Origin of the sequence: Bradyrhizobium sp. CCBAU 51765 (assembly GCF_015291725.1) — a bacterium.
Classification (GTDB): Bacteria; Pseudomonadota; Alphaproteobacteria; order Rhizobiales; family Xanthobacteraceae; genus Bradyrhizobium; species Bradyrhizobium liaoningense.
Genome location: NZ_CP030038.1, coordinates 5,875,957 through 5,893,107, shown reverse-complemented (window position 1 = coordinate 5,893,107; position 17,151 = coordinate 5,875,957). Strand labels below are relative to the sequence as shown.

At 64.9% G+C, this 17,151-nt stretch carries 12 protein-coding genes; 7 read left to right on the top strand and 5 right to left on the bottom strand.

The window, feature by feature from the left end:
• Positions 1 to 55 precede the first annotated feature (55 nt).
• The 3 genes from XH96_RS27875 to XH96_RS27865 all read left to right on the top strand — a co-directional run bounded on the left by XH96_RS27875 (position 56) and on the right by XH96_RS27865 (position 6,283).
• Positions 56 to 1,750: a methyl-accepting chemotaxis protein gene (locus XH96_RS27875; RefSeq protein WP_194388653.1), complete on the top strand. Its 1,695-nt coding sequence runs from the start codon at positions 56 to 58 to the stop codon at positions 1,748 to 1,750.
• 170 nt (positions 1,751 to 1,920) lie between these two features.
• Positions 1,921 to 5,100 carry an efflux RND transporter permease subunit gene (locus XH96_RS27870; protein WP_194388652.1) on the top strand — a complete coding sequence of 1,060 codons (3,180 nt, stop codon included), beginning with the start codon at positions 1,921 to 1,923 and terminating at the stop codon, positions 5,098 to 5,100.
• On the top strand, positions 5,087 to 6,283 hold the full coding sequence (locus XH96_RS27865; protein WP_194388650.1) for an efflux RND transporter periplasmic adaptor subunit: 1,197 nt from the start codon (positions 5,087 to 5,089) through the stop codon (positions 6,281 to 6,283). Before XH96_RS27870 ends, XH96_RS27865 begins: the two co-directional genes overlap by 14 nt.
• A 121-nt stretch (positions 6,284 to 6,404) precedes the next feature.
• Here XH96_RS27865 and XH96_RS27860 read toward each other — a convergent pair whose 3' ends face one another.
• Together XH96_RS27860 and XH96_RS27855 are read right to left on the bottom strand one after the other, a co-directional pair.
• Positions 6,405 to 7,922 carry an acetyl-CoA acetyltransferase gene (locus tag XH96_RS27860; protein ID WP_194388648.1) on the bottom strand — a complete coding sequence of 506 codons (1,518 nt, stop codon included), beginning with the start codon at positions 7,920 to 7,922 and terminating at the stop codon, positions 6,405 to 6,407.
• Positions 7,923 to 8,036: 114 nt separating this feature from the next.
• Positions 8,037 to 9,170 (bottom strand): nitronate monooxygenase, encoded by a 1,134-nt coding sequence (locus XH96_RS27855; protein WP_194388646.1) that lies wholly within the window; start codon positions 9,168 to 9,170, stop codon positions 8,037 to 8,039.
• Between the two features lie 249 nt (positions 9,171 to 9,419).
• Between XH96_RS27855 and XH96_RS27850 the strand changes: the two genes are divergently transcribed.
• Both XH96_RS27850 and yghU read left to right on the top strand, forming a co-directional pair.
• On the top strand, positions 9,420 to 11,075 hold the full coding sequence (locus XH96_RS27850; protein WP_194388644.1) for an NAD(P)/FAD-dependent oxidoreductase: 1,656 nt from the start codon (positions 9,420 to 9,422) through the stop codon (positions 11,073 to 11,075).
• 246 nt (positions 11,076 to 11,321) lie between these two features.
• Positions 11,322 to 12,203 (top strand): glutathione-dependent disulfide-bond oxidoreductase, encoded by an 882-nt coding sequence (gene yghU / locus XH96_RS27845; RefSeq protein WP_194388642.1) that lies wholly within the window; start codon positions 11,322 to 11,324, stop codon positions 12,201 to 12,203.
• A 124-nt stretch (positions 12,204 to 12,327) separates the two neighbouring features.
• Here the strand turns inward: yghU and XH96_RS27840 are convergent, their stop codons facing one another.
• The 3 genes from XH96_RS27840 to XH96_RS27830 form a co-directional block, all read right to left on the bottom strand.
• The gene (locus tag XH96_RS27840) at positions 12,328 to 13,605 is read right to left on the bottom strand and encodes an acyl-CoA dehydrogenase family protein (RefSeq protein WP_028178340.1); all 1,278 of its coding nucleotides are present in this window, start codon (positions 13,603 to 13,605) and stop codon (positions 12,328 to 12,330) included.
• Between the two features lie 295 nt (positions 13,606 to 13,900).
• Complete coding sequence (locus XH96_RS27835) at positions 13,901 to 14,281, bottom strand: VOC family protein (RefSeq protein ID WP_194388640.1); 381 nt, start codon at positions 14,279 to 14,281, stop codon at positions 13,901 to 13,903.
• 130 nt (positions 14,282 to 14,411) lie between these two features.
• Entirely contained in the window at positions 14,412 to 15,191 is a 780-nt protein-coding gene (locus tag XH96_RS27830; RefSeq protein WP_194388639.1) for an SDR family NAD(P)-dependent oxidoreductase, read from the bottom strand.
• A gap of 188 nt (positions 15,192 to 15,379) precedes the next feature.
• Between XH96_RS27830 and XH96_RS27825 the strand changes: the two genes are divergently transcribed.
• Both XH96_RS27825 and XH96_RS27820 read left to right on the top strand, forming a co-directional pair.
• Positions 15,380 to 16,168 carry an enoyl-CoA hydratase/isomerase gene (locus XH96_RS27825; protein WP_194388637.1) on the top strand — a complete coding sequence of 263 codons (789 nt, stop codon included), beginning with the start codon at positions 15,380 to 15,382 and terminating at the stop codon, positions 16,166 to 16,168.
• Entirely contained in the window at positions 16,165 to 17,151 is a 987-nt protein-coding gene (locus XH96_RS27820) for a phosphotransferase family protein (RefSeq protein ID WP_194388635.1), read from the top strand. The genes XH96_RS27825 and XH96_RS27820 overlap by 4 nt, the downstream gene beginning before the upstream one ends.

Below are 17,151 nucleotides of genomic sequence, written 5' to 3'. Positions count from 1 at the left end.
GGCGAGATTCCCATTGGAATGATTTCACACTGAACCGGTCTTTTTGGGGGATCCGATGCGCAAGAATTTTCCGGTCACGGCCGTCGAATATCCCGTCAGTGACGAGACGCTGATCGTTTCGCGAACCGATCTCAAGGGCAAGCTCACTTACTTCAATGAGGATTTCATTGCCGCTGCCGGCTTCACGTCGGCGGAACTCATGGGCCAGCCGCACAACATCGTCCGCCACCCCGACATGCCGCCGGAGGCGTTCGACAATCTCTGGGACACGCTGAAGGCCGGCAAGCCCTGGCTCGGCGCAGTGAAGAACCGCCGCAAGAACGGCGACTTCTACTGGGTGCTGGCGACGGCCTCACCGATCCGCGAGAACGGCGAGGTCAAGGGCTACACCTCGATCCGCACCAGGCTGCCGGCCGACCAGCGCAAGCTCGCCGAAGAGGTCTACGCCGCGATCCGTGAGAAGAAGGCGCACGGCTATCGTATCGACGCCGGCATCATCCGTCGCCGCTCCTGGCTCGACCGCTTCAGCATCTTCACCGGCACGCTGAAGGCACGCCTGGTCACGACCATGGTGCTCCAGGTGCTGTTCATGCTCGCGCTCGGCGTCGGCGGGGCGCTCTCCACCGGCGGTTCGGCCAGTCTCATCCTGTCGGCGCTTGCCGTCGTAGCCGCTGCCATCGTCTGCTTCGCTGGCTTTGCGACCATGCGTGCGATCCAGGAGCCGATGCGGCAGCTGAACGACACTCTGGTCAACATCGTCCAGGACAAGCTCGACAATCGCATCGTGATCGAGCGTGACGACGAGATCGGCGAGGCGCTGCGCAACCTTCAGACCGTGCAAACCCTGGTCCGCTTCAGCCGCGACGAGGTGCAGGCGGTGCAGCGCCGTGCCGAGGCGCAACGCAAGGCCGACATGACCAAGCTCGCCAACGGCTTCGAGGCCGCGATCGGCGAGATCGTCGAGACCGTGTCGTCGGCGGCGACCGAGCTGGAGGCCTCGGCCTCGACGCTGTCCTCGACCGCGGGCCGGGCGCAGGAATTGGCGACGGCGGTCGCAACCGGCTCGGAAGCCGCGTCGACCAATGTCCATTCGGTTGCGTCGGCCGCCGAAGAGATGTCGTCCTCGGTACGCGAGATCGGCCGGCAGGTGCAGGATTCTTCCCGGATCGCGAGCGAGGCGGTCAGTCAGGCCCACGCGACTACCGAACGTGTCAGCGAATTGTCGCGGGCTGCATCGCGGATCGGCGATGTCGTCGAGCTCATCAACGCGATTGCCGGCCAGACCAACCTGCTGGCGCTCAATGCCACGATCGAGGCGGCGCGGGCGGGCGAGGCCGGTCGCGGCTTCGCGGTGGTGGCTTCCGAGGTCAAGGCGCTGGCCGAGCAGACGGCCAAAGCCACCGGCGAGATCGGCCAGCAGATCGGCGGCATCCAGGCGGCGACGCAGGATTCCGTCAGCGCCATCGGCGAGATCAGCGGCACCATCGCGCGCCTGTCGGAGATCGCCTCGGCGATCGCCGCGGCCGTGGAGCAGCAGGGCGCCGCAACCCAGGAGATCGCCCGCAACGTTCAGGAGGCGGCCAGGGGAACGCAGCAGGTGTCGTCCAATGTCGGCGATGTCCAGCGCGGCGCCTCCGAAACCGGCTCGGCGTCGTCGCAGGTGCTGTCGGCGGCGCAGATGCTGTCGCGCGACTCCAACCGCCTCAAGCTCGAGGTCGGCAAGTTCCTGAACTCGGTCCGCGCCGCCTGAGGCGTGCGGCCGCATGGCTGCGATGTCCGTTTCGCAGTGCGGTAGCGGGGAAGTGAATGCAGGATAGTCGCCGGGGGTTAGCGTTTCCGGCGGTGCTCAGGTAAAGGGGGAAGGGGATCGCCGTAGGGGGCGGATTCCATATTCTCGCTTGACCTGGAATTGCCTGGCGCATGATTGCTCTGGTCCGTATTGCCCTGAGCCGGCCTTACACGTTCGTGGTACTGGCGCTGCTGCTGCTGATTATCGGACCGCTCGCGGCGCTGCGGACCCCGACCGACATCTTCCCGGATATCCGTATTCCTGTCATCGGCGTGGTCTGGCAGTACACCGGCCTGCCGCCGGACCAGATGTCCGGCCGCATTACCACGCCGTTCCAGCGCGCGCTGACGACCACGGTCAACGACATCGAGCATATCGTCGCCAATTCCTACAACGGCTTTGGCATCATCAAGATCTTCTTCCAGCCCAACGTCGACATCCGCACCGCCAACGCCCAGGTCACCGCGATCTCGCAGACGCTGCTCAAGCAGATGCCGCCGGGCGCGACGCCACCCTTGATCCTGAACTACTCGGCGTCCACCGTGCCGATCATTCAGGTGGCGCTGTCGGGCGACGGGCTCACCGAGCAGAATCTCGCCGATATCGGCATCAACCAGCTTCGTACGCCCTTGGTCACGGTGCCGGGCGCGGCGATTCCCTATCCGTTCGGCGGCAAGCAGCGCCAGGTTCAGATCGATCTCAATCCGACCGCGCTCCAGGCCCGTGGTCTCTCCGGCCAGGACGTTGCCAACGCGTTGGCCGCCCAGAACCTGATCACACCGGTCGGCACCCAGAAGATCGGCCAGTTCGAGTACAACATCCAGCTCAACAACTCGCCGCTCCGGATCGAGGAACTCGGCAATCTGCCGATCAAGACCGTCAACGGCGCCATGGTCTATGTGCGAGACGTCGCGACCGTGCGAGACGGCAATCCGCCGCAGACCAACATCGTTCATGTCGACGGCAACCGCTCGGTGCTGATGATGGTGCTGAAGGCGGGCGCGACATCGACGCTCGATATCATCGCCGGCATCAAGCAGAAGGTCATCGACGTCAAGGATCAGCTGCCCGACGCACTGAAGATCGGCTTCATCGGTGATCAGTCGGTGTTCGTCCGCGGCGCGATCCAGGGTGTCGCCTTCGAGGGCGTGATCGCGGCGTTGCTCACCAGCGTCATGATCCTGCTGTTCCTCGGCAGCTGGCGCTCGACGATCATCATCGCGGTCTCCATCCCGCTGTCGGTGCTGGGCGCCATCATCATGTTGTCGGCGATCGGCGAGACGCTGAACATCATGACGCTCGGCGGCCTCGCGCTCGCGGTCGGCATCCTCGTCGACGACGCCACGGTCACGATCGAGAACATCAACTACCATCTGGAGCAGGGCAAGCCGGTCGAGCAGTCCATCCTCGACGGCGCCAACCAGATCGTGACCCCGGCCTTCGTTTCGCTGCTGTGCATCTGCATCGTGTTCGTGCCGATGTTCTTCCTTTCAGGCGTCGCGCGCTTCCTGTTCGTGCCGATGGCGGAAGCCGTGATCTTCGCGATGATCTGGTCGTTCATCCTGTCGCGCACGCTTGTGCCGACCATGGCGAACTATCTGCTCAAGGCGCATGTCCATCACGAGGGGGGGCCCCCAGCATCGCGCAATCCCTTCGTCTGGTTCCAGCGCGGATTCGAGGCGCGGTTCGAACGCATCCGCGGTGGTTATCACGGCCTCCTCGGCTTGGCGCTGGCACACCGGGCGGTGTTCGTCATCGGTTTCATCTGCATCGTCGGCGCGTCCTTCACACTGGTGCCGTTCCTCGGCCGCAACTTCTTTCCAGCCGTCGATGCCGGCAACATCCTGATGCATGTCCGCACCCAGGTCGGCACCCGAATCGAGGAGAGCGCAAACCAGCTCGCCGATATCCAGAAGGCGGTGCGCCGGTTGATTCCGGGCGAGATCGAAACCATGACCGACAACATCGGCATGCCGATCTCCGGCATCAACCTGACCTACAACAACACCGGCGTGATCGGCCCGCAGGACGGCGACATTCAGATCAAGCTGAAGGAAGGCCACAAGCCGACCGAAGAGCATGTCCGCGTGCTGCGCGAGCAGTTGCCGCGGCTGTTTCCCGGCGTGAGCTTCGCGTTCCTGCCGGCCGACATCGTCAGCCAGATCCTGAATTTCGGCGCGCCGGCGCCGATCGACCTGCAAATCCGCGGCGCCAATGTCAGCGCGAATTTCGCCTATGCCAACAGCCTGCTGGCGAAGGTCCGCAAGATTCCCGGCGTTGCCGATGCGCGTATCCAGCAATCGCCGAACAACCCGACCTTCAACATCGATGTCGACCGCACCCGCGCGCAATATGTCGGCCTGACCGAGCGCGACGTCACCAACAGCCTCGTGGTCAATCTCGCCGGTTCCTCGCAGGTGGCGCCGACCTACTATCTCAATCCCGACAACGGCGTGTCCTACTCGATCGTGATGCAGACGCCGCAATACCAGATAGACTCGCTCAGTGCGCTGCAGACCCTGCCGATCACCGCGGCCAGCAACGCGCAGTCGCCGATTCTCGGCGGCATCGCCGACATCAAGCGCTCGACGTCGAGCGCGGTGGTCTCGCAATACGACATCCAGTCCATGGTACAGATCTTTGCCACGACCTCCGGCCGCGATCTCGGCGCGGTTGCCGCTGACATCCGCCAGCTGATCGCCGACACCGCCAAGGAGGTCCCGAAGGGCTCGTCCGTGGTGCTGCTCGGCCAGGTGCAGACCATGAACAGCGCCTTCACCGGCCTGCTGTTCGGTCTCCTCGGGGCCGTCGTGCTGATCTACCTCCTGATCGTCGTGAACTTCCAGTCCTGGTCCGACCCGTTCGTGATCATCACCGCGTTGCCGGCCGCGCTCGCCGGCATCGTCTGGATGCTGTTCATGACCGAGACCACGCTGTCGGTGCCGGCACTGACCGGCGCCATCATGTGCATGGGGGTTGCCACCGCCAACAGCGTGCTCGTGATCTCCTTTGCCCGCGAGCGCTACGAGGAACTCGGCGATCCCATCGCCGCCGCGCTCGAAGCCGGCTTCGTCCGGTTCCGCCCGGTGCTGATGACCGCGCTCGCCATGATCATCGGCATGGCGCCGATGGCGCTGGGGTTGGGTGAGGGCGGCGAGCAGAACGCACCGCTCGGCCGGGCCGTGATCGGCGGCCTGATCTTTGCAACCTTCGCCACGCTGATGTTTGTTCCCGTGGTGTTCAGCATGGTTCACAAGAAACAGGGCGCCGAAGCCGCCGCCTCATTGGAGACTCCGCATGTCGCCCACTGAACCCCGCTCCCCGGTGTCGCACCGGAAACTGGGCATCTTCGGCGTGGTGGCGCTGATTGCGGCAGGCCTCGTCGTGGGCACCGGCATCCGTGCCCGCGAGGAGCAGGGCTCCAAGCTGAAAGAATGGACCGACGACCAGGCCATTCCCAGCGTGGCGGTGACGCTGCCCAATGCCAAGGACCTCGATGCCACCATCGAGCTGCCAGGCCGGCTGGAAGCCTACTACCGCGCTCCGATCTTCGCGCGCGTGTCGGGCTACCTGACGAGGTGGAGCGCCGACATCGGCGCGCGCGTCAAGGCCGGCCAGGTGATTGCCGAGATCGAGGCGCCCGACCTCGATCAGCAGCTGCTGCAAGCCCGCGCCGACCTCGCCAGCCAGCAGGCCAGCGCCAGGCTGTCGGAGGCAACGCTGAACCGGCGCAAGACGCTGGTTGCCTCCAACTTCGTCTCCGCGCAGGAGATTGACGAGCGCACCGCCGACCTCTCCAACAAGAAGGCCGCCGTCAATTCGGGGCAGGCCAACGTCGAGCGGCTGGAAGCGCTCGCTGGCTACAAGAAGATCACCGCGCCGTTCGACGGCGTCGTCACAGCGCGCGACACCGATGTCGGCGCGCTCATCAATGCCGGCGGCGGCTCGGGCCCGGCGATGTTCGTGATCTCGGACATCACCAAGCTGCGCGTCTACGTCAACGTGCCGCAGAACTACGTGCCGGCGATCAAGATCGGGGCCAAGGCGATCATCACGCTGCCGGAATATCCCAACCGGACTTTTCAGGCGACGGTGGAGGCTTCCTCGCAGGCCGTCGACGTCGCTTCCGGCACCACGCGCATGCAGCTCGGGCTCGACAATTCCAAAGGCGAGTTGATGCCCGGCGGCTATGCCAGCGTGAAGCTCAGCCTCCAGCGTGACTCCGCGCCGCTCAGCATCCCCGCCAGCGCCCTGATCTTCAACGGCAGCGGCCTGCGCGTGGCGACCGTCGGTGCGGACGACAAGGTGCTGTTCAAGCCGGTCACCATCGCGCGCGATCTCGGCCGCGAGATCGAGCTCGCGTCGGGAATCGCGCCGGACGATCGCATCATCGCCGCCCCGCCGGATGGTCTCTCGGATGGCGATGCAGTCCGCGTCGTCGGCGCCAAGGGCAAACCGGCAACGGCGTCCGAGAAGCAGGCACCGAAGAGCTAGGACGGTCTCGTGCCCCGGACGCAGGTCTCGTAGGGTGGGCAAAGGCGCGATTGCGCCGTGCCCACCAATCCTTCTCACATGCAGATGGTGGGCACGCTTCGCTTTGCCTACCTTGCGGGAGCTACGCCACCCGCCACTCCGGCACGCCATCCGCGGCCATCGCGATCTCGCCGATTGAGCCGACCGGCGTGCGATCCATGTCGAGCAGATGCGCGAGCGTCGCGCCGTCGGTCGCCGGAATCCGCGCCAGCGTGCGCCGGTCGTCTTCGGTGCGCAGCATCACCACGCCGTGTTCGACATCGCCGCCGCGGCCATAGAGCACCGTAAAGCTCTCGCCCCTGCCCTTGCGTCCGGCCTCGGTGACGAACTCCGGCACCGCGCGCTTGTTGCGGTCGGCCTCAGCCTGCACGCTCGTCTCCTGCATCAACGCTTCGCGCGGCGCCGTCGTCGAAACGACGAGCGCGTGGTGCTTGGTGACGAAGCCGCCCTGACCGTAGAGCAGGCCGAGCCCGGCGCCGCCGCGCAGGCGCCGCACCATCGCACAGGCTGCATGCGTCATGTAGGTGTTGAGCGGCGCCCCGAAGAAGGTGAGCCCGCCGGTCACGGTCGGCTGCACGTCAGCGCCCAGGCCAAGCGTCCGCCGCGCCATCTTGGGCACGCAGGGGAAGCAGCTATAGAGCTCGATCGCATCGAACTTTCTGCCGTTGCCGCCGGCGAGGTCCATCACGGCGTTCAGCACCGCGTTCTGCGGATGGCTCTCGTAAAACTGGTCGCGCAGCAGATAGTCGCGCGGCTCTTCGGCCGAGGCGCCGCCGAGCGGGTAGACCAGCCTGTCCTCGGGAATCCCCGCGTCGCGCGCCTTGGCAAGGCTGGTGAGCAGCAGCGCGCCGCCCATGTTAACGCTCGGGTTGGCAACCATGAGCTTGTTGTAGGGCCATGCGATCAGGCGGTTGTCGGCGGTCGGCGTCGTGATCTCCTCGGGCGCATAGCGCCGCTTCAGCCACGCGTTGGGATTTTGCGCGGCGGCTTCGGAATAGCGCGACCACAGCACGCCGGACTCGGCCATCGCCTCGCGCGGCGTCTGGCCCCAATGGGCGGAGGAAGCCGCCTCATAGAACGGATAGACCGTGACGGGACGGAACACGCCGAGCTTGACCGCCAGCGGCTTCTGGAACGCCGCGCCGCGCTTGGGCTCCTCGACGTCATGCGCGAACGGGGTCCATGGCAGCTTGACGCCCGCGCGTTCCGCCTTGGTCGCGGTCGACTGCGCCTCGGCACCACACACGGCCGCCACGCTGCATTCGCCCCGCGCGATGCGCTTTGCCGCCTCGTGGATGTAGCGGATCGGGCTCTCGCCGCCGACCGGGCCGTAATAGCAATGCGCGGGCGCGATCCCGAGCCGTTGCGCCAGAAGCTGTTCCGGATCGCGATAGCGCCAGCTCAGGAAGTTGACGACGTCGAGCGACTGCACCTCGCCGAGCAGTTTTGCGCTCGCATCCGCTTCCGCGCGCCGCAGCGCCCGTTCGAGTAGATCGAGCGGCTCGAGGCCCTCGGTGATCTCTTTCGGGCGGTCGACGATCTCGCCGACGCCGACGATGACGGGAATGCAGTCTTCAGGAATCTCATTCTTATCTGTCATGCTTCAATTCACGATGTCAGTTGTTTCGTCATTGCGAGCGTAGCGAAGCAATCCATGATCTTTCCGTAGAGGCAGCCTGGATTGCTTCGCTGCGCTCGCAATGACGAATAGGGCTTACTCCGCGACCAGCGCATTCATGTGCTCGACGGCTTCCGCAAATTCTTCCTTGAACTCCTGCACCACCGCGCCTGCCGATTTCACGCTGTCGACCAGGCCGACGCCCTGGCCGACGAAATAGCTGACGAGATCGCGCGCCCTCGCATTCCCGCTCGCCGCCGCGCGGTCGATCGAATTGAAGGCGTCGCGGCTGATGATGCTTTGCAGCGGCATTGGCAGCGCTCCGGGGCTCTCCGGCGCACGGTCCCAGGCATCGGTCCAGACCGAACGGAGCTGCCGCGCCGGCTTTCCGGTGCGGCCCTTCGAGCGCACGGCGTCGCGCGAGGAGGCCGCGATCATCTTCTCGCGAAAGATCTCCGTGGTCTCCGCCTCGACGGTCGCAAGCCACACCGAGCCTGTCCAGGCGCCGGCCGCGCCCATCGCCATGCAGGCCGCCATCTGCCGTCCCGTCATGATGCCGCCGGCCGCCAGCACCGGCACGTCGCGGATATTCTTGATTGCCTTGATCACCTCCGGCACCAGCACCATGGTCGAGACCTCGCCGCAATGACCGCCGGCCTCGGTGCCCTGAACCACGAGGATGTCGACGCCGGCTGCGACCTGGCGCAGCGCATGCTCCTTGGCGCCGACCAGTGCCGCAACGGGGACGCCGTGTTTCCTGCCCATCTCGATCATCGCCTTCGGCGGCACGCCCAGCGCGTTGGCGATCAGCCGGATCGGATGACGAAAAGAGACTTCGAGCAGCTCAAGCGCCGTCTTCGCATCGAACGGCTGCGGCTGGTCTTCCGCGACCTCGGTGGTGGTGAGTTCGATGTCGTACTTCTTCAGGAGATCGCGCGTATAGTTGCGATGCTCTTGCGGCACCCGCGCTTCCAGGCTCTTCCAGGTGACGTCCTTCTCGCCCGCGGTCGAGATGTTCTCGGGGATCAGCACGTCGATGCCGTAGGGCTTGCCGTCGACATGCGCATCGATCCACGCCAGTTCGCGTTCGAGCGTCTCGGGCGTGTGCACGGTCGCGCCCAGCACGCCGAAGCCGCCGGCGCGGCTGACGGCGGCAACGACATCGCGGCAATGGCTGAAGGCGAGCAGCGGGAACTCGATGCCCAGCATGTCGCAGATCGGCGATTTCATGGCCCTCTCCCGGCAGCAGCCTTCGCGTTGCTGTTGTTGCTTTGCTTGTGCAGGCGCTCGACGCTAGCCCATCGCCATCCGCGATGCCAAGCCGGATTTGGCCGCGCATCTTGCGTGCAGGCGCCACGAGGCGGACGAGCCATTCCGCTGTACAAAATAAGCGGCCCAGAGCCGCCCGATTTGCCTCTTGCGCTTTCGAGAGCGACAGCAAATGCTGGCTCGCAACAACAGAAAAATCAGGGAGCGCCAATGTCGTCAGCGCAATCGAACCCGGCCCGCGCCGCCGAGGCTTACGACGTGGTCGTCGTCGGCGCCGGCTTTGCCGGCCTGTACATGCTGCATCGCCTGCGCGGGCTCGGCTTCTCCGCGCGCGTCTACGAGCAGGGCGGCGGCGTCGGCGGCACCTGGTACTGGAACCGCTATCCCGGCGCGCGCTGTGACGTCGAGAGCATGCAATATTCGTACTCGTTCTCCGAAGAGCTCCAGCAGGAATGGGACTGGAGCGAACGCTACGCGCCGCAACCAGAGATCCTGAAATATGCCAACCACGTCGCCGACCGCTTTGATCTGCGCCGCGACATCCAGTTCGACACGCGCGTCGAGCGCGCCGCGTTCGACGCGCGCGCGACATGCTGGTCGGTGACGACCTCGGACGGCAAGACGGTCGAAGCCAAATTCGTCGTACTCGCCACAGGTTGTCTCTCGAACGCGCGCAAGCCGGACATCAAGAGTCTGGAAAACTTCAATGGGCCGGTCTACCACACCGGCAACTGGCCGCATGAAGAGGTCGACTTTACGGGCCTGCGCGTTGGCCTGATCGGTACGGGATCATCGGGCATCCAGTCGGCTCCCATCATCGCCGAGCAGGCGAGACATCTCACGGTGTTCCAGCGCACCGCGAATTTCTCCGTTCCCGCCCGCAACGCCGCGCTCACGCATGAGGAGCGCAGCGCGTTTCGCAAGAACTATCCGGAGATCCGTCGCTTCGCCCGCGAGGTCGCCCGCAATGGCATCTATACCGAACAGCCAGATCTTGGCGCGCTCGATGACGATGACGATGTCAGGCGCGCCAAGTATTCCGCCCGCTGGGAGCGCGGCGGGCTCACCTTCATGTATGCCTATAACAATCTCGGCCTCGACAGGGCCGCGAACGACACCGCGGCGGATTTCGTGCGCGGCAAGATCGCCGAGATCGTGAAAGATCCTGACACCGCGAAGCTGCTTCAGCCGAACAGCCACCCGATCGGCACCAAGCGCATCTGCGTCGACACCGACTATTTCGCGACCTTCAACCGACCCAATGTTTCGCTGGTGGACATCAAGACCAATCCGATCGAGGAGATCACGGCGAACGCCGTGCGCGTCGCCGGGAAGGATCACGAGGTCGATGCGCTGGTGCTGGCGACCGGCTTCGACGCCATGACAGGCTCGGTCGCCAGGATCGACATTCTGGGCCGTGGCGGGCAGACGCTGAACCAGAAATGGGCGGAGGGCCCCAAGACCTTTCTCGGCCTGATGAGCGCTGGCTTTCCGAACCTCTTCATCATCACCGGGCCCGGCAGCCCGTCGGTGCTCTCGAACATGATCGTGTCGATCGAGCAGCATGTCGACTGGATCGCCGAGTGCCTGACCCACATGCGCATGCGCGGCCTCACGACAATCGAGGCGAGCGGGGAGGCCGAGGAGAAATGGGTCGCGCACGTCAACGAGGTCGCCGAGGGCACGCTCTATCCGCAGGCCAATTCCTGGTACATGGGCGCCAACATCCCGGGCAAGCCGCGCATCTTCATGCCCTATATCGGTGGCGTCGGCGTCTACCGGCGGATCTGCGATGAGGTCGCTGCGAAGGGATATGAAGGGTTTTCGCTGGGGCGGGCGGACCAGCCGCGGGCGGCGGCATCTTAAGACAGCGCGCACTCTCGCTCAGTCATTCCGGGGCTCGCGCAAGCGAGAACCCGGAATCCATATCTCAGCGCATTCCTGGCGGGCGATGGATTCCGGGCTCGCCCTATGGGCGCCCCGGAATGACGGGGAAGGGCTTGCCATGACGAAACGGTGAGTTTCCCCGCCGGGCAATGCGTTTCCGAGGCCTTGTCATCGGCCGTTCGCGGGCTAATTAATGCAGACGCATCTTTTCGCCGGAGCCCTCGCATGACCGACACCCCCGCCTACGTGCCGCCCAAAGTCTGGACCTGGAACAAGGAAAATGGCGGGCAGTTCGCCAGCATCAATCGCCCGATCGCCGGCCCGACCCACGAGAAGGATCTGCCGGTCGGCAAGCACCCCTTGCAGCTCTATTCGCTGGCGACGCCGAACGGGGTGAAGGTGACGGTGATGCTGGAGGAACTCTTGGCGCTCGGCCACAAGGGCGCTGAATATGACGCCTGGCTGATCAAGATCGGCAACGGCGATCAGTTCGGCAGCGGCTTCGTCGATATCAATCCGAACTCGAAAATCCCGGCGCTGATGGATCGCTCCGGTCCGGAGCCGATCCGCGTGTTCGAGTCCGGCTCGATTCTGTTCTACTTGGCCGAGAAGTTCGACGCCTTCCTGCCGAAGGACATCAAGACGCGCACCGAGGCGATGTCCTGGCTGTTCTGGCAGATGGGCAGCGCGCCGTATCTCGGCGGCGGCTTTGGTCACTTCTACGCCTATGCGCCGACCAAGATCGAATACGCCATCGACCGTTTCGCGATGGAAGTCAAACGCCAGCTCGACGTGCTCGACCGCCGCCTCGCCGACAACGAATATCTCGCGGGCAAGGAATACACCATTGCCGACATCGCGGTGTGGCCCTGGTACGGCGCGCTCGCCAAGGGGCTGGTCTATGGCGCCGGCGAATTCCTTTCGGTGCAGGACTACAAGAACGTGCAGCGCTGGACCGACCAGATCGCCAAGCGTCCGGCCGTGAAGCGCGGCCGCATGGTCAACCGTATCTCCGGCGATCCCGCCAGCCAGCTCCACGAACGCCACGACGCGAGCGATTTCGAGACCAGGACACAGGACAAGCTCGAGGCGGCGAAGACTGCGTAACGTCATTCGCCAATATCTTAGGGTGGGCAAAGCCTAAGCGTGCCCACCACCTCTCTCGTAGGCCGCGATGGTGGGCACGGCGCGCGACGAGGGCGCCTTTGCCCACCCCACGGCATCTCGTCGATCATGCCATGCTCAGCTCGTGCCGGCCGACCACCATCCAGTGCACCTCGTCCGGACCGTCGGCAAAGCGCAGGTGACGCACGTCCTGGTACATTTCGGCGAGCGGGGTCCAGTGCGAGATGCCGGTGGCGCCGTGCATCTGGATGGCCTGGTCGATGATCTTGCAGGCGCGCTCCGGCACCATGGCCTTGACCATGGAAACCCAAACGCGGGCCTCCTTGTTGCCGAGCACGTCCATGGCCTTCGCAGCCTTCAGCACCATCAGCCGCATCGCCTCGATCTCGCAGCGCGCCTGCGCGATGATCTGCATGTTGCCGCCGAGATGGGCGATCTTCTTGCCGAAGGCTTCGCGGGTCAGGCCACGCTGTACCATGAGGTCGAGCGCCTTCTCGGCCTTGCCGATGGTGCGCATGCAGTGATGGATGCGGCCAGGGCCGAGGCGGAGCTGCGAGATCTCGAAGCCGCGGCCTTCGCCGAGCAGGATGTTCTCCTTCGGCACCCGCACGTTGTTGAAGCGCATGTGCATGTGGCCGCGCGGGGCGTGGTCCTGGCCGAACACGTACATGGGGCCGAGCACCTCGACGCCGGGCGTGTCGCGCGGCACCAGGATCTGCGACTGCTGCTTGCTCGGCGCTGCATCCGGGTTGGTCTTCACCATGACGATCAGGATCTTGCAGCGGGGATCGCCGACACCTGAGATGTAGTATTTCTCGCCGTTGATGACCCATTCGTCGCCGACGAGCTTGGCCGTGGTCGAGATGTTCTTGGCGTCGGAGGAGGCGACGTTCGGCTCGGTCATGACATAGGCCGAGCGGATCTCGCCGTTGAGCAGCGGCTTCAGCCACTTCTCCTTCTGCTCCTTGGTGCCTACGCGCTCCAGCACCTCCATGTTGCCGGTGTCGGGCGCCGAGCAGTTCATGGTCTCGGAGGCCAGCGGGCTCTTGCCGAGCTCGGCCGCGATATAGGCGTAGTCGAGATTCTTCAGGCCCTGGCCGGTCTCGTCATCGGGCAGGAAGAAGTTCCAGAGACCTTCCTGCTTCGCCTTGTTCTTGGCCTTCTCCAGCACCTCGAGCTGCTTCGGCGTGAAGCTCCAGCGATCCTCCTTGCCTTCGCCCGCCTTGGCGAACTCGATCGACATCGGCTCGACGGTGTCGCGGATGAACTTCTTGACGTGATCATAGAGCGGGCGGACCTGGTCCGACATCCTGAGGTCGTTGAGCTCGTCGCCGGGATTGAGGGTGTAGTTGGTGGTGCGGGGAATGTAGGCGTGTTTTGTCATTGTTCCTCCCGGGATCGGTAGAATGTGTTGAGCGAAGAATAGTCGCAGCGCCGTGAAAGTGCGAGCGCGCATTTTCACCCGCAAGCATGCCATGCGATGGAATTCGCGAGGACGTTTGAAATGTTGTTTGAATGAGGCGGAGGGGCGGCCACGGACGTGCCCCGCTCCCCACCGTCATCGCCCGGCGAAGACCGGGCGATCCAGTATTCCAGAGACGGCCGTCGTTTACCGAGAGGCCGCGGCGTACTGGATGCCCCGGTCAAGCCGGGGCATGACAGATGTGTTTGTGGCTAGATCACGCAGGCATCCGGTGCATCGCGCAGATCTTGTTGCCGTCAAGGTCGCGCAGATAGGCGAGATAGAGCTTGCCGCCAGGGCCCTGACGCACCCCTGGCGGATCCTCGATGGATTTTGCGCCGGCTGCGACACCAGCCGCGTGCCACGCGTCGACCTGCTCCGGGGAATTGCAGGCAAAACCGATCGTGCCGCCATTAGCGCAGGTCGCCGGTTCGCCGTTGATCGGCTTCGACACCGAGAACACGCCGGTCTTGGTGATGTAGAAGATGCGATGGCCGTCGACCCTGGCCGGCCGCACCTCGAGCGTGCCGAGCAGCTGGTCGTAGAAGGCCTTTGCCTTGTCGAGGTCGTTGGTGCCGATCATGACGTGCGAGAACATTTGCCCATTCCCTTCTGCGCTCACAAGACGAGGTGCCGTACGGTGGGCAAAGCGCAGCGTGCCCCCCGACATTCGAAAAATGCTCATGGTGGGCACGGCGCAAGTGCGCCTTTGCCCACTCTACGAAATCTCAAAACGCCGTATAGCCGCCGTCGATCACGAACGTGTCCGCGGTGTGATACGACGATGCCTTGCTCATCAGATATACGGCGATGCCGCCGAAATCGGACGCCTCGCCGAAGCGCCGCATCGGAATGCGCGGCATGACGTTGGCGACGAACTTGTCGTTGGCCATGAGCCCCGCCGTCATGTCGCTCTTGATCCATCCTGGCAGGATCGCATTGGCGGTGACTCCATGGCGCGCCAGCTCGACGCCGAGCGCGCGCACCAGCGCGTTGATGGCGGCCTTCGTCGCAGCGTAATGCTCATTGCGTGCCGTGCCGAAGATCGAGGCGAGGCTCGAAGTCGCGACGAGGCGGCCGAAGGGATCGCCTCCATTGGCGCGATCCGTCATGTGCTTCGCGGCGGCCTGGAAGGCGTGGAACACGCCGTCCAGATTGGTCGCGAACATCGTGCGCCATTCCTCCTCGGTGCGCTCGATGAAGGAGCGCCGGCCGCCGCCGCCGATGCCGGCATTGGCGAAGCAGCCGTCGACCCGGCCGAAAATGTCGAGCGTCGCCTTCATCGCGGAATTCACCGATGCGGGATCGGTGACGTCGCAGACGCGGGTCTCGACCTTGCCGGCAAGGCCGGCCATGCTGGCGGCCGCAGCCTTGTTCTTGTCCGCATTCCGGCCCCAGATCGAGACGTTGCAGCCTTGGGCGGCGAGCGCCTGGGCGATGCCGAGCCCGATGCCGCCATTGCCGCCGGTGATCACGGCGACGCGGCCAGTAAGGTCGAAGAGGTTCATGGCGTTCCCTGCTATTGGCAAGTTCTCGGCAAGTCATCCTGGCATGCCGCAGCATCAGCCGCTGCGCACAAGATTGCTTGCCATGCTGCGATCACCATGGACAAGGTCGCGACAAAAATCAAATATGCGCCCCGGCAAAAGTAATTCCGGTCTGCGAAACTGACGCAGGCGCAACCGACGAGGAAACCATGCAGTTCAAACACGTCACGCTCGATTTCGATGGCGCCGTCGCGATCCTCAAGCTCGACCATCAGGAGGTGATGAACGCGGTCTCCGTGGACATGCTGGGTGGCCTTGCCGAGGCGCTCGATGCGATCGAGGAGAAGAAGGACGAGGTGCGCTGTGTGGTGCTGACCGGCGCGGGCCGCGCGTTCTGCACCGGTGCGAATCTCCAGGGCCGCAACAACCAGTCGAAGAAGGCCAAGGCCGGCCTGACGCTGGAAACCGGCTTCCACCCTTTCCTGCGCCGCATCCGCAATCTGCACTGCCCGATCGTCACCGCGGTCAATGGTCCCGCCGCCGGCGCCGGCATGAGCTTCGCGCTACTCGGCGACATGATCCTGTGCGCGCGCTCGTCCTACTTCCTGCAGGCGTTCCGCCGCATCGGCCTCGTGCCGGATTGCGGCTCGACCTGGCTCCTGCCGCGTCTCGTCGGCCGGGCGCGCTCGATCGAATTGTCGCTGATGGGCGAGCGGCTGCCGGCCGAGAAGGCGCTGGAATGGGGCCTCGTCAACCGCGTCTACGATGACGGCGTACTGATGGAAGAGGCGATGAAGCTCGCGCGCGATCTCGCCAGCGGCCCGACGGTCGCGTTGTCGCTGATCCGCAAGCTCTATTGGGACAGCCCGGAAAATTCCTTCGAGGATCAGCTCAACCTCGAGTTCCAGTGCCAGCTCCGCGCCGGCGACACCCAGGATTTTCGCGAGGGCGTCGGCGCGTTTCTCGAGAAGCGTCCCGCGCAGTTCAAGGGCAAATGATCGAGGCCGAGCTCTCGCGCAGCGTCGCGCGCTGGTGCAGCGGGGCGAGCGGCGTCACCGGAGCGGCAAAGCTGTCCGGCGGCGCCAGCCAGGAAACCTGGCGCTTCGACATCGTGCATCCCGATGGACCGATCGGCGCGATCCTCCGTCGCTCGCCCAAGGGTTATGGCGCAGCACCGACGCGTGCGGCGGGTCTTGCCGCGGAAGCGCAGCTGATGCAGCTCGCCTACGAGGCCGGTGTGCCGTCACCGCGCGTGATGCATGTGCTGGTGCCGGAAGACGATCTCGGCACCGGCTTCATCATGCAGCGGGTCGAGGGCGAGACCATCGCGCGCAAGATTTTGCGCGACGACGAATACGCCACGGCGCGGCCGCGTCTGGCGCGGCAGATCGGCGACATTCTTGCGGCCCTTCACAGGCTGCCGCAGGACAGATTGCCCGAGCTGCGCAGCCGGGGTGCGACTCAGGAGATCGCCGAATTCGAGCGCGACTATCGCAGCCTGAACTGGCCCAAGCCCGTGTTCGAACTGGCGCTGCGCTGGCTGCGCGACCACGATCCCGGTCCCGCGGCCGAGACCACGCTGGTGCATGGTGATTTCCGCAACGGCAATCTCATCATCGGCGCCGACGGCGTCCGTGCCGTGCTCGACTGGGAGCTCGCCCATCTCGGCGATCCCATGGAGGATCTCGGCTGGGTCTGTGTGAACTCCTGGCGCTTCGGGGAGATCGACAAGCCGGTCGGCGGTTTTGGCACACGCGAGGAGCTGTTCGCCGGCTACGAGGCGGCGGGCCGAAAGGTCGATCCGGCGCGCGTGAAATTCTGGGAAGTGATGGGTACGCTGCGCTGGGGCATCATGTGCGGCGGTATGATGCAGCGCTTCCGCGAGGGGCCCGACCATTCGATGGAACGCGCCATGATCGGCCGCCGTGCCTCCGAGACCGAGATCGATCTGTTGCGGCTCCTGGTGCCGCGCGGGAGCTGA